Source organism: Sinomonas soli, assembly GCF_054782415.1.
The window spans coordinates 88,118-100,819 of sequence record NZ_BAAGSN010000002.1 but is presented as its reverse complement, the minus strand read 5'-3'; the positions used below and the strand labels follow the sequence as shown (position 1 = coordinate 100,819).

Annotated in this window: 9 protein-coding genes; 5 read left to right on the top strand and 4 right to left on the bottom strand. The window is 72.6% G+C overall.

Annotated elements, in window-relative coordinates; genetic code table 11:
• Positions 1-7: 7 nt before the first annotated feature.
• A complete protein-coding gene (locus ACYVKZ_RS01010; protein WP_460990173.1) occupies positions 8-778 on the bottom strand; it encodes a FadR/GntR family transcriptional regulator in 771 nt (256 codons plus the stop codon).
• Between the two features lie 89 nt (positions 779-867).
• Between ACYVKZ_RS01010 and ACYVKZ_RS01005 the strand changes: the two genes are divergently transcribed.
• The gene (locus ACYVKZ_RS01005) at positions 868-2,244 is read left to right on the top strand and encodes an NAD-dependent succinate-semialdehyde dehydrogenase (RefSeq protein WP_460990172.1); all 1,377 of its coding nucleotides are present in this window, start codon (positions 868-870) and stop codon (positions 2,242-2,244) included.
• 85 nt (positions 2,245-2,329) lie between these two features.
• Here the strand turns inward: ACYVKZ_RS01005 and ACYVKZ_RS01000 are convergent, their stop codons facing one another.
• The 3 genes from ACYVKZ_RS01000 to ACYVKZ_RS00990 form a co-directional block, all read right to left on the bottom strand.
• Positions 2,330-3,595, bottom strand: coding sequence for an amidohydrolase (locus ACYVKZ_RS01000; RefSeq protein ID WP_460990171.1), 1,266 nt, complete (start codon positions 3,593-3,595; stop codon positions 2,330-2,332).
• Between the two features lie 47 nt (positions 3,596-3,642).
• Positions 3,643-5,160, bottom strand: a complete 1,518-nt coding sequence (locus tag ACYVKZ_RS00995) for an MFS transporter (protein WP_460990170.1) — start codon at positions 5,158-5,160, stop codon at positions 3,643-3,645.
• A gap of 174 nt (positions 5,161-5,334) precedes the next feature.
• Positions 5,335-6,735, bottom strand: a complete 1,401-nt coding sequence (locus tag ACYVKZ_RS00990; protein WP_460990169.1) for a PucR family transcriptional regulator — start codon at positions 6,733-6,735, stop codon at positions 5,335-5,337.
• 312 nt (positions 6,736-7,047) lie between these two features.
• Between ACYVKZ_RS00990 and ACYVKZ_RS00985 the strand changes: the two genes are divergently transcribed.
• The 4 genes from ACYVKZ_RS00985 to ACYVKZ_RS00970 all read left to right on the top strand — a co-directional run bounded on the left by ACYVKZ_RS00985 (position 7,048) and on the right by ACYVKZ_RS00970 (position 12,702).
• Positions 7,048-8,418: an aminotransferase class III-fold pyridoxal phosphate-dependent enzyme gene (locus ACYVKZ_RS00985; RefSeq protein WP_460990168.1), complete on the top strand. Its 1,371-nt coding sequence runs from the start codon at positions 7,048-7,050 to the stop codon at positions 8,416-8,418.
• Between the two features lie 242 nt (positions 8,419-8,660).
• Positions 8,661-9,749, top strand: coding sequence for a CaiB/BaiF CoA transferase family protein (locus tag ACYVKZ_RS00980; RefSeq protein WP_460990204.1), 1,089 nt, complete (start codon positions 8,661-8,663; stop codon positions 9,747-9,749).
• A 185-nt stretch (positions 9,750-9,934) separates the two neighbouring features.
• Positions 9,935-11,140 carry an acyl-CoA dehydrogenase family protein gene (locus ACYVKZ_RS00975; RefSeq protein WP_460990203.1) on the top strand — a complete coding sequence of 402 codons (1,206 nt, stop codon included), beginning with the start codon at positions 9,935-9,937 and terminating at the stop codon, positions 11,138-11,140.
• Complete coding sequence (locus tag ACYVKZ_RS00970; protein WP_460990167.1) at positions 11,137-12,702, top strand: aldehyde dehydrogenase family protein; 1,566 nt, start codon at positions 11,137-11,139, stop codon at positions 12,700-12,702. The genes ACYVKZ_RS00975 and ACYVKZ_RS00970 overlap by 4 nt, the downstream gene beginning before the upstream one ends.

The window sequence follows — 12,702 nt, the reverse complement described above, 5'->3', positions numbered from 1 at the left end:
TCCGGTTCTAGTCATGGGCACCGTCCAGGGATGCGCCGGAGCTGTACTCGAGCGCGAGCTTCATGTCGATCAGGTGGTGGACCGCACGCCTGATGTGCAGTCTGACAAGTCGCTGTGCGTCGTCCGGGCGGTCCTCCGCGATGGCCCTCACGAGTGCGAGGTGCTCCGCGGTCGCCTGCTCGCCATCGAAGGTGCCTGCCAGTGGCGCCCAGACGATCTGGACCGACTCCGCCTGCAGCCTGATCTCGGCGGAGGTGAGCCTCGGCGACTGTGCGGTGACGGCCAGCTCAATGTGGAAGCGGCTGTCGGCCTGCGCACGCCCTTGGGGGGTATCGGAGAAGACGAGAGCGCGGCCCAGTTCGAGGAGTCGCTCGACCTCATAGGCCTCCGCCCGCTCGCACGCGAGACGGACCGTTTCAGCGGCGACCGCCGCGTGCTCGTCGCCGAAGTCGCGCAGATCTGCGATCGATGCGGCGGTGAGCTGCGTGCGCATCTCCTCCGCCGACGTCGTGGGCGGCCTGACGATGAAGGTCCCGCCGTTGCGCCCGCGGCGGGTCTCGACGACTCCCTGCTCGCGCAACTCGGCGAGCGCGTCGCGCAGCGTTGCGGCGGCGACGCCGAACTTCTCGGACAGCTCAGCCTCGGCCGGCAGCCGCTCGCCCACGCGGAGCATCCCGAGCACGATTCCCGTGGAGATCCGGTCGACGATCGAGTCGGCGCGCTCCATCTCCGGCAGGGGCCGGTAGATCTGGGACTGGAAGGCGGTCGAAGGGGGCACGGTCCTGCTTCGGGTCGGGGCGCCACAGCGCCGGAAAATAAATCCTCTAAACCTAGATTTTTAGCGATGCGGGCTCTAGTTTCAAGCCTATGAGCTACTACCGTACGACCTCCCCTGCCAGCGGCGAGGTCACCGCCGAGTTCGACGCCGCCACCGACGATGCGGTCTGCGCAGCGGCCGCCGCCAGCCACGCCGCCTTCGAGAAGTGGAGCCTCACCGACACCGCCGAGCGCAGCGCCGTGCTCCGCCGCGTCGGCGCGCTCTACCGCGAGCGCGCCAGCGAACTGGCGCGGGCCATAGCCCGGGAGATGGGCAAGCCCGTCCGTCAGGGCGAGGGCGAGGTCAGCCTCGTCGCGGACATCTATGACTACTACGCGGACCACGGGCCGGCCTTCATGGCGGACGAGCACCTCTCGGTGCGCGGCGGCGGCGAGGCAGTCATCCGCTCGGCACCGATCGGGCCGCTGCTCGGCATCATGCCGTGGAACTACCCCTACTACCAGGTGGCCCGCTTCGCGGCGCCGAACCTCATGCTCGGCAATACGATCCTCCTCAAGCACGCGCGGAACTGCCCGGAGTCCGCGCTGGCCATCCAGGAGATCTTCGACGACGCGGGCCTCCCGCCGGGCGTCTACCAGAACCTCTTCGCGACCAACGGCCAGATCGCCGATCTCATTGCGGACCCCCGCCTGCAGGGCGTCTCCCTCACTGGCTCGGAGCGGGCCGGTGCCGCTGTCGCCGAGGTGGCCGGGCGAAACCTGAAGAAGTTCGTCCTCGAGCTCGGCGGCTCCGACCCGTTCATCGTCCTCGCCACGGACGATCTGGACGCAACGGTTCGGGATGCTGTCGGCGGCCGCATGTCCAACGCCGGGCAGGCCTGTACGGCGTCGAAGCGCTTCATCGTGGTCGAGGAACTCTACGAGGCGTTCGTGGAGAAGTTCACTGCCAGGATGGCGGCAATCAGCCCGGGCGACCCCCTCGACCGCGCCACCCGCTTCGGCCCGGTCTCTTCCCGTGCCGCGGCGGAGGAGCTCATCGGGCAGGTTCGCGATGCCGTCGACAAGGGCGCAACCCTCCGCACCGGCGGCGCGCTCCTCGACGGTCCCGGCGCGTTCGTCCAGCCCACCGTCCTCACAGACGTCACTCCTCAGATGCGGGCGTACTCCGAGGAACTCTTCGGCCCCGTGGCGGTGGTCTACAGAGTCCGGGACGCCGACGAGGCCGTGGAGCTCGCGAACTCCTCGCCGTACGGGCTCGGCGGATCGGTGTACAGCCCTGACGTCTCGGCTGCACAGGCCCTCGCCGACCGGCTGGAGACGGGAATGGTCTTCATCAACGCCGTAGCCGACTCCCAGGAGGACCTCCCGTTCGGCGGCGTCAAGCGCTCCGGTGTAGGCCGAGAGCTGGGCCGCTTCGGGATGGAAGAGTTCGTGAACAAGAAGCTCATCCGGACACCGGCTGCCTAGCAGCGGCTGCCTGCCCCGTCGCGGACCGGGGCCGCGCCCCGGAAGGTGCGGCCCCGGCGTCGTGCGTCGCGGCGGTGGGTGGGACTCAGGCCCTGCCCAGCCACGCCGAGGCCGCGACCACGAGCGCGGCGGTCCCCGCGGACAGCGTCGGCTGCAGGACGGGGGCGAACATCGGCGAGTGGTTCGCGGGCAGCGAGCTGACCGTCCCGGCGTCCTCGGCCGCCGCGTACACCGCGGCGTCGGTTCCGCCAACGCCCCAGTAGGTGTAGGGCACGCCGAGCGCGGTGGGGACGTCGCTGAAGTCCTCGCTGGCCGTCTGGCGGCCGAAGTCCTGGACCGTGCCGGCCGGGAAGAAGTCCTCGAACGCGGCGGTGATCCTCGCGGTCGCGTCGGCGTCGTTGTCCGTGAGCGGGTAGCTGTTGTAGACCTCGATCTCCGGCTCCTTGGGCGAGCCCGACGCGGCCGACTCGGCCTTCGCGATCCGCTCGATCGCGGCCAGGAGCTGGTCCCGGATGGGCTGGCTGTAGGTGCGGATGTTGAGCTCGAGGACGGCGTGGTCGTCGATGATGTTGCTCTTGGCGCCGACCGCGATCCTGCCCACCGTGAGGACGGCGAACTCGCCGGGCTGGACCTCGCGCGCCACGACGCTCTGGAGCCGCACCACGACCATGGAGGCCAGCACCGCAGGATCGATGGACAGGTGCGGCATCGAGCCGTGGCTGCCGCGGCCGTAGAGCGTGATGCGGACGCTGTCCGCCATCGACAGGAACGGGCCCGGGTGCGGGCCCACCGTGCCCGCCGGGTGCACGAGGACGTGCTGGGCGAGGGCGACGTCCGGCGTGGGGATCAGGCTGGCGAGCCCGCCGTCGACCATCGTCTTCGCGCCGTCGCCGAGCTCCTCCGCGGGCTGGAACAGCGCGATGAGCGTCCCGGCCCAGGTGTCGCGCCGCTCGGCGAACAGCCTCGCCGCGCCCAGGAGCGTGCTGATGTGGACATCGTGTCCGCACGCGTGCATCACCGGGGTCTGGCTGCCGGCGTCGTCGGTGGCGACGGCGGTGCTCGCGTAGTCGAGGCCGGTCGCCTCCTTGACCGGCAGGGCATCCATGTCCGCGCGGAGCAGGACGGTGGGTCCGTCACCGTTCGCGAGGATTCCGACGACGCCGGTGCCGCCCACCTTGGAGTGGACCTCGTACCCGAGGCCGGAGAGCTGCTCGGCGACGATCCCCGAGGTGCGCTCCTCATGGTGGCTCAGCTCGGGATGGCGGTGGAAGTCCCTGTACAGCTCCTCCTGCCAGTCCCGGAGTGCGTCCTGGCCGGACAGGATGGTGCGCGCGGATTCGGTCGATGCCATGGTGTTCCTCTTCCTGCAGTTCTCGTGCCGCCTGGTCCTTGCAGGACCTAGTCTGACCCCTCCGCCTGTTCCCTGCCTTTCGGGACCGTCACGAGGATCGAGACGATCGCGATGACCACCATGACGAGATTGAAGGCGAGCGCGATCACGGCGGCCTCGCGGACGGCCGTGTTGTCGGTGCGGCCCTGGTTGACGAGCACGTCGCCGACGAACTGGGCACCGGAACTGCTGAAGGCCGTGAACAGGGCCAGGGAGACCGCGGCGCCGATTGCGCTGCCCAGCGAGGACGCCATCTTGTAGATGCCCGCGCCCGCGCCCGCCTGGTCAGCCGGGAGGTTGGCCAGCGCCGCATCAGTCGACGGGGTGGCGTAGAAGGCGAGGCCGAGGCCGAAGAGGATGTAGGCGACCACGGCGAGCCAGCGGTACTCGCTGAGCAGGAGGTTGGTGGGCATGAGGAGGATGGCAGCGACGCCCACGATGGCCGAACCCCAGATCATGGGCTGACGGGGCCCGAACCGCTGGAGCAGCTTCTCGCCGAGGCGGATGAACGCGATGATCGTGATGCCGTAGCCGAGCGTGAGGAGGCCGGCGTCCGATGCCTTCAGTCCGCCGCCGATCTGCAGGAGCTGCTGGGTGACGATGAGCAGGCCGATGGTGCCGTTGAGGAGGAAGTTGGACAGCGTCGCGCCCGTGAACGTCCGGTTCCTGAAGAGCGCGAAGTCGATGAACGGCCTGGGAGCGCGCCGTTCGAGCCGCACGAGGAGGAACAGCCCCACGACTGCGACGATGAACAGGACGATGGTGACGGGCGAGCCCCAGCCGATCTTCGACCCGAAGATCAGCACGATCATGAGCGCGAGCATCGAGGCCATGAAGACGCCGATGCCCGCCACATCCAGGGTGAACTTCCCGGTCTGGGCGACCTTGCTCTCCGGCGTTCCCCGCATGAGCAGGATCGCGATGACGGAGACGGCGATCGAGACCACGAAGATCCAGCGCCAGTTCACGAGCGTGGCCATGTACCCGCCGAAGATCGCGGCAAGCCCGGAGCCGCCCCAAGAGCCGATGGACCACATCGAGACGGCGCGCTGGCGGGCCGGGCCGTCCCAGTAGGCCTTCACGAGCGCCATGGTCGCCGGCATGATGCAGGCGGCGGAGAGGCCCTGGACTGCGCGGCCGCCGAGCATGAGGGCCAGTGCGGCGGGGCCGGCCGCGAAGACGATGAGGAGCGAGCCCAGGATCCCCAGCCCGTTGCCGATGAGCGCGATGCGCACCCGGCCGACCCGGTCGGCGAGGCCTCCGGCGACCACGATGAACATTCCCGAGAACAGCGCGGTGATGGACACGGCGAGGTTCATCGCATCGACGGAGACCAGCGGGTTGGCCCACGTCTTCTTGACCGGGTCCGAGTAGGCGCCGTTGACGTCGGCGAGGATGTTGGGGGCGACCGTGCCCATGGTGCCGGCGAACAGCCAGAAGGTGATGACACCGAGCACGATGCCCAAGAGCAGCCTGTCGTTGCCTTGGAACGTGGCCCGGGCCGGGGCGGGAGTGGTGCTTGCCATGACAGCTCCTCGGGGAAACCGGCGTCGACCCATTTGGTTGACTCTTCAACTATTGCACTGCGGGACGGTCGCTCCCAGCCCGTTGCCGTCCTGTGCCAAGTCTTCTCCGTCACAGGGCTCCGGGCTACGGTCCTTCGCCCCGCCCGGCCGGACCTGGTCGGAGCGCCGGGACGCTCAGGCCCGCAGGGCGAGCCAGAGGTGCGCGGCCACGTCCGGGTCGTCGACGTCGACGCCGAGCAGCTCCCCGGCGCGGGCCATCCGGTGGCGCACGGAGTTGCGGTGCACACCGAGCTCCCGCGCCGTGGCCTCCCAGTGGCCGCGGTGCTTGAGATAGGCGCGCACCGTGGGCAATAGCTCCCCGCCCGCGCCCGCGAGCGCCTCCGCCCACTCGTCGGCGGGCAGCTCGAGCCCATGCCCCACCCGGACCACCGTCCCGGCGGGGGCATGTCCGGCGGCCTCTGCCACCTGGGCCGCGATCTCCCGCACGCGCCGCAGCGGCACCGGGCCGCCCCAGGCTCCGTGCGCGCCGTCGGGAAGCGACGGCCTCGGCGCATCGGCTGCCAGGAGCACGTGCTGCAGGCCCCCCTCCTCGGTGGCGAGCGCGCCGGTCCGCAGTCGGTACCGCTCCTCGCCCGGGACCAGCACCGCGAGGAACACCGACTCGGGCAGCGCGGCGCCCATCTGCCCCGCGAGGAGACGGGCGGCGTCGTCGTGCCCGGAGAGGACCAGGGCCACGAGCATGCCGTCACCGCGGGCACGCTCCTCCTCCGCCCGGCGCAGCCCCGCGGCCCGGTGGGCCAGGAGGGTCGACGCGGTGAGGAACAGGTGGCGCTCGGCGGGGGCGAGCTGCCCGCCGCGGCCCACCGCGAGGTAGGCGCCCGCACCTGGCTCCACGGGGTACAGCGCGGCCGGGCCCGCCGCAAGCTGCACCGTCGCGGTGGCGCCCCGCCCCGCTGCGCGCAGCGCGGCCGCCTCCCGGCGCAGGTCGTCGAGGAGGGCCGCGGTCGCGCCGTCCGCCCCCGCGCACGAGGCCGCCCTGCCGTCGCCCGGCAGGTAGGCCACCCAGGTGCCCAGCGCGTGGGCGAGCTCGCGCACGATGGCGGGCTCGGCGTCGTCCCTCGAGGCCGCCCGCGTGAGGGCGACCTGGAGCCCGAGCAGGGCGGTGAGCTCGGCCTCGCCACCGCGGCGGACGAGCTCCCAGTACGCGCGGGAGACGGCGAGGAACGGCGACTCGCGCGGAACCGTCAGCAGCGGCAGCCCAGCCTCAGCGCACGCTGTGCGCAGCTCGTCGGGCACCATGCTGTGCCCCGATCCGAGGCCCAGCCCGAGGGCAGCGACGCGGCCGGCCACGAGCCGGGCCACATAGGAGCGGGCCGCCTCGGCGCGCCCGGGGCCGTCCCGGCCGGCCAGCTGCATGCCGACCGTGAGCAGCAGTTCCCCCCCGTCGAGGAACACCGTGGGGTCCTCGAGCTCGGACACGTGCACGCCCGTGAGCTCCACGCGCGGCAGGGGCACCGGCCAGTAGGGCACCAGGTCGCCGCGGGCCGCGTCGGCGAGCTGGGCGAGCGTGATCATCGCCGCTGCTCCGGGTTCGCGGGCCCGGGTGTCCGTTCCTGCCCACCTTGGCCGACCCGAACCGGCGTGTCGCGGCGGGACACGCCGCTGGAGAGCGCCCCTCGAGGCGCAACGTGGGCAGGATGGCACGCGCTGGCCGGGATCATCGGCCTGAGCGCCGGGCTGCGGCGTCCCTGCACCCCGGTTCCTCGCGCACTCCGTTGTGCATTCAGTCTCATGGAAACCAAGTATGGGCCAGAACGTCCAGAGACGCGCCCGCGAGCCCCTCCTTACTGTGGTCCCAACCACATGAACCCAACGCCGGGAGGACCCATGACCGCCGCACCCGTTGCCCCCTCCGCCGATCCGGCCGCCGTCCCGCAGCGCGCCCGCCGCCTCGCCACCGAGTTGCCGGGCCCGCGCTCGCGCGAGCTCGAGGCCGAGCGCCGCCGCCACGTCACCGAGGGCTTCGGCGTCACGCTGCCGGTGTTCATCGACCGGGCCGAGGGCGCGCTGCTCGTGGACGTGGACGGGAACCGGATCATCGACTTCGCCTCGGGCATCGCGGTGACGAGCGTGGGCGCAGCGAACCCGCGCGTGGCGGAGCGCGCAGCCGCCCAGCTGGCCCGCTTCACGCACACGTGCTTCATGGTCACGGAGTACTCCTCCTTCGTGGACGTGTGCCGCTGGCTCAACGAGCACACGCCGGGCGACTTCGACAAGCGCACCGCCCTCTTCTCGACGGGCGCGGAGGCGGTCGAGAACGCGGTCAAGGTCGCCCGCTCGGCCACCCGGCGCCCGAATGTCCTCGTCTTCGACGAGGCCTACCACGGCCGCACGCAGCTGACCATGGCCATGACCGCCAAGGAGAACCCCTACCGCCTCAACTTCGGCCCCCTCCCCGGCTCGGTGTTCCGAGGCCCGACGGCGCCCGCGCACCTCGCCCCGGCCGATCCGGCAGCCTCCGCGGCGCACGTCGCCGAGGCCCTCGCGGGGGTGGAGGCCGTCCTCGCCGCGGCCGGGGCCGAGACGTTCGCGGCGATGGTCGTCGAGCCCCTCCAGGGCGAGGGCGGCTTCGTGGTGCATGCGCCGGGATTCCTGCCCGGGCTGCGCGAGATCGCGACCCGGCACGGGATCGTGCTCGTGGTCGACGAGATCCAGGCCGGCATGGGCCGCACGGGCGTACTGTTCGCCTCCGAGCACGACGGCGTGGCCGGGGACATCACCCTCTCCGCCAAGGCCCTCGGCGCGGGCCTGCCCCTCTCGGCCGTCACCGGCCGGGCCGAGCTCATGAACGCCGTCCACCCGGGCGGGCTCGGCGGAACCTACGCGGGCAACCCCGTCGCGTGCGAGGCCGCGCTCGCCGTCTTCGAGCTCCTCGAGGACGGCTCGCTGCTCGCCGGGGCGCGGGCCGTCGAGGCCGCGGTGCGGGCGCGCTTCGAGCCGCTCCTCGCGCACGACGGCGTAGCCTCCGTCCGGGGCCGCGGCGCCATGATGGCGGTCGAGTTCGGCGACGCCTCCGGCCCCCGCGCCGACATCGCGAAGGCCGCGGCCGCAGCGGCCAACGCCGCCGGGGTCCTGACCCTCACGTGCGGGACGCACGGCAACGTGATCCGGCTCCTGCCGCCGCTCGGCATCGAGCCCGAGGTCCTCGAGGAGGGCCTGGCAGTGCTCGAGGGCGCGGTCCGCGGGGCGCTCTCGTGACCGCGGCCGAGAGGGGCGGCGCGGGCCGTGCCCCGGAGCCGGCGTTGACCGCGCTGGCGGGGGGCGACCACGCGACGTCGTCCGCCCGAACCACAGCTGAAGGTGCCCCCACTTTCGGACAGGACCCCCGTCTCGAGCGCAGGGCAACGACCGAAGCGCAGGGCGTTTCCGCCGCGGCCGCCCCGCTCGAGGGGGTGCTGGTCGCCGACTTCTCGCGGGTGCTCGCCGGGCCCCTCGCCACGATGACGCTCGCGGATCTGGGGGCGCGGGTGGTGAAGGTCGAGCGGCCCGGGTCCGGGGACGACACCCGGCACTGGGGGCCGCCGTTCTCCGAGACCGGCTCGACGTACTTCGAGAGCGTGAACCGGAACAAGGAGTCGGTCGAGCTGGACCTCGGCGATCCCGAAGGCCTCGCGCTCGCCCGGGAGCTCGCGCTGCGGGCCGACGTGCTCGTGGAGAACTTCAAGCCCGGAGGCCTCGAGGGGCTCGGGCTCGGGTACGCCTCGCTCGCGGCGGAGAACCCGGGGCTGGTGTACGCGTCGATCTCCGGATTCGGCGCGGCGGGCGGGCGCGACCTCCCGGGGTACGACTTCATCGTCCAAGCCCTCGGCGGGCTCATGTCCATCACCGGTGCCGCGGACGGCTCCCCCGGCGCCGGCCCGATGAAGGCCGGCGTGGCGCTCGTCGACGTGCTCACCGCCAAGGACGCCACGATCGGCATCCTCGCGGCTCTGGCCGAACGGGCCCGGACCGGGCGGGGGCGGCGCGTGGAGGTGAACCTGCTCTCCTCGCTCCAGGGCGCGCTGGCGAACCAGGCCCAGGCGTACCTCGGTGCCGGCGTGGTGCCGCGCCGGATGGGCAACGAGCACCCCTCGATCGTGCCGTACCAGCTGCTCGCGACCGCCGACGCACCCCTCGCCGTCGCGGCGGGGAACGACGGGCAGTTCGCGCGGCTGTGCGAGGCGGTCGGCGCCCCTGAGCTCGCCGAAGACCCGCGTTTCGCCACGAACAGGGCCCGGGTGGCCCACCGGGCCGAGCTCGTCCCGCTGCTCGAGGCCGGGCTCTCCAGTGCCTCCGCCGAGGTCTGGCAGGACAAGCTGACCGCGCTCGGCATCCCGTGCGGGCGCGTGGCCGACGTCGGGGAGGGCCTCGACTACGCCGAATCGCTCGGGCTGTCGCCCACGGTCGAGGTCTGCGACCGCAGCGGCGCCGCGGTGGGCCGGCAGGTGCGCCACCCCATCACCTGGACGCCGCCGCTGCCGCCGCGGACCGAGGCGCCTCCCGCGCTGGGGGCCGACACGGCCGACGTCGTCCGCTGGCTCCGCACCTGACTCCCCAGCCCGACGCACCTGCCTCCCCAACCCGGCGCACCTGACTCCCCCACCCCGTGAGGGGTCCGTGGCGGCGGGTTGTGGGGTCTCTGGTCACGGCCAGAGACCCCACAACCGCCCGCCAGAGACCCCACAACTCTTGAAAGGAACCCACCGCCATGACTGCCACCGCTAGCCTTGCGGGCATGGACACCGCCGCAGGCACCGACAGCTCCCCCGACCGGGACCCCGCGGACCTGATCTCCTTCGACGCCCTCCTCACGTCCGAGGAACTCACCCTGCGCGACAGGGTCCGGGAGTTCGTGCGGGCCGAGATCCGGCCGAACATCGCCCGCTGGTACGAGGAGGCGTACTTCCCGCTCGAGATCGTCCCCGAACTCGCCAAGCTCGGCCTGCTGGGCATGCACCTGCACGGGTACGGCTGCGCCGGCCGCTCGGCGGTCGAGTACGGCCTCGCCGGCGCCGAGCTCGAGGCCGGCGACTCGGGCCTGCGCACGTTCGTCTCCGTCCAGGGCTCCCTCGCCATGTCCGCCATCCACAAGCACGGCTCCGAGGCCCAGAAGCAGGAATGGCTGCCGCAGATGGCCGCCGGCGAGGCGATCGGCTGCTTCGGCCTCACCGAGCCCACCGCCGGCTCCGACCCCGGATCCATGACCACCTTCGCCCGCCGCGACGGCAGCGGCCCCACCGCGGACTGGATCCTCACCGGCACCAAGCGCTGGATCGGCCTCGCGAACGTGGCCAAGGTCGCCGTCATCTGGGCCATGACCGACGCCGGCGTGCGCGGCTTCGTGGTCCCCACCGCGACCCCCGGCTACACCGCCACCCCGATCCAGCCCAAGCTCTCCATGCGCGCCTCCATCCAGTGCGAGATCGAGCTCGACGAGGTACGCCTCCCCCACGACGCCGTCCTGCCCCACGTCACCGGGCTCAAGGGCCCCTTCTCGTGCCTGAACGAGGCCCGCTACGGCATCATCTGGGGCGCCATGGGCGCCGCCCGCGACGCGTTCGAGGACGCCTTGGCCTACTCCAAGGAGCGCCTCCAGTTCGGCCGGCCCCTCGCCGGCTACCAGCTCACCCAGGCCAAGCTCGTGGACATGGCCCTGGAGATCAACAAGGGCTTCCTCCTCGCCCTCCACCTCGGCCGGCTCAAGGACGCCGGGAAGCTCGCCCACCACCAGATCTCCGTCGGCAAGCTCAACAACTGCCGCGAGGCCATCGAGATCTGCCGCGAGGCCCGCACCATCCTCGGCGGCAACGGCATCACCCTCGAGCACTCGCCCCTGCGGCACGCCAACAACCTCGAATCCGTGCGCACCTACGAGGGCACCGACGAGGTCCACACCCTCATCCTCGGCCAGCAGCTCACCGGAGAGGCGGCCTTCCGGTGAGCGCGGGCATGGACACGGCGCACGACGGCGCGCTGGTCGCCCCGGGCGCGGCACTCCCCGTCCCGCTGCGCCTCCTGATCGGCGGCACGTGGGCGGCGGGCAACGGCGCGCCGCTCGCCTCCCGCAACCCGGCACGCCCGGATGACGTCGTCGCCGAGGGCACCCAGGCCGTGCCGGCCGACGTCGACCGCGCGGTCCGCGCGGCCCGGGCCGCCGCGCGCGAGTGGGCCCGCACCCCGATCCACGCCCGCGGCGCCGTCCTGGCCCGCGCGGCGGCCGCGCTCGAGGAGCGGGCGGACGTGCTCGGCCTCGAGCTCGCGCGGGAAGAAGGCAAGACGCTCGCCGAGGGCACCGGGGAGGTGCTGCGCGCGGCGCAGATCCTGCGCTACTACGCGGGCGAGGGCGACCGCGTGGCCGGCGAGCACTTCGCGTCCCCGCGCCGCGGCGAACGGATCCTCGTGACCCGCAAGCCCCTCGGCGTCGTCGGGATCGTGACCCCCTTCAACTTCCCCATCGCCATCCCGGCCTGGAAGATCGCGCCCGCGCTCGTCTACGGGAACACGGTGGTCTGGAAGCCGGCCTCTACCGTGCCGCTGCTCGCGGTGCGGCTCGCTGAGGCGCTCGACGGCGCCGGCCTGCCTGCCGGGGCGCTCAACCTCCTGATCGGGCCCGGCGCCCTCGGCACCGAACTCGTGCGGCACCCCGGGCTCGACGGGCTCTCCTTCACCGGTTCGACCGGGGTGGGCCGCATGCTCGCCGGCGAGGCCGCCTCCCGAGGGGTGCCGTTCCAGGGCGAGATGGGCGGGAAGAACGCCGCGATCGTCCTCGCCGATGCCGACCTCGACCTCGCCACGGAACAGGTGCTCTTCGGCGCGTTCCGCTCGAGCGGTCAGAAGTGCACCGCGACATCCCGGCTCATCGTCGCCGACGAGGTCGCTGACGAGTTCCTCGCACTCCTGACGGCCCGGCTCGACGCGTGGCACCTGGGCGATCCCACCGACCCGTCCGTGCACATGGGGCCGCTCATCACCCCGGCCGCGGCCGAGGGCGTGCGGGCAGCGATCGCCGCCGCCGAGGCCGAGGGGGCGACGGTCGCCTACCGCGGCCCCTCCCCCGCCGCGTCCGACGGCGGGGACGCACCGTCCGCGTTCGTCCCGCCGACAGTCCTCGAGGTCGGGGCCGGCTCCCCGGTCGGCGACCACGCGGCGGCCGGCGAGCAGCCGGCGTCGTGCGTCCCGTGCGGGAACACGGCCTGGCGCGAGGAGCTGTTCGGCCCGGTGCTCGCGGTGCGCCGCGCGGCCTCGACGGAGGAGGCGTTCGCGCTCGCCGAGGATTCGGAGTTCGGGCTGTCCGCGGCGCTGTTCACGCGGGACATCGCCACGGCGCTCGAGGCGGTCGACGCGCTCGATGTGGGCATCCTGCACGTCAACTCGGAGTCGGCCGGGGCTGACCCGCACGTGCCGTTCGGCGGGGCGAAGAAGTCAGGGTACGGGCCCAAGGAGCAGGGCGCGGCGGCACGGGAGTTCTTCACCCACACCACCACGGTCTACCTGCGGGGGTAG

Excerpts from the sequence above, each read along its gene's own strand:
- ACYVKZ_RS00990 (WP_460990169.1), bottom strand. The coding sequence starts at position 6,735 with ATGATCACGCTCGCCCAGCTCGCCGACGCGGCCCGCGGCGACCTGGTG.
- ACYVKZ_RS00995 (WP_460990170.1), bottom strand. The coding sequence starts at position 5,160 with ATGGCAAGCACCACTCCCGCCCCGGCCCGGGCCACGTTCCAAGGCAAC.
- ACYVKZ_RS00985 (WP_460990168.1), top strand. The coding sequence starts at position 7,048 with ATGACCGCCGCACCCGTTGCCCCCTCCGCCGATCCGGCCGCCGTCCCG.
- ACYVKZ_RS01005 (WP_460990172.1), top strand. The coding sequence starts at position 868 with ATGAGCTACTACCGTACGACCTCCCCTGCCAGCGGCGAGGTCACCGCC.
- ACYVKZ_RS00975 (WP_460990203.1), top strand. The coding sequence starts at position 9,935 with ATGGACACCGCCGCAGGCACCGACAGCTCCCCCGACCGGGACCCCGCG.
- ACYVKZ_RS01000 (WP_460990171.1), bottom strand. The coding sequence starts at position 3,595 with ATGGCATCGACCGAATCCGCGCGCACCATCCTGTCCGGCCAGGACGCA.
- ACYVKZ_RS00980 (WP_460990204.1), top strand. The coding sequence starts at position 8,661 with ATGACGCTCGCGGATCTGGGGGCGCGGGTGGTGAAGGTCGAGCGGCCC.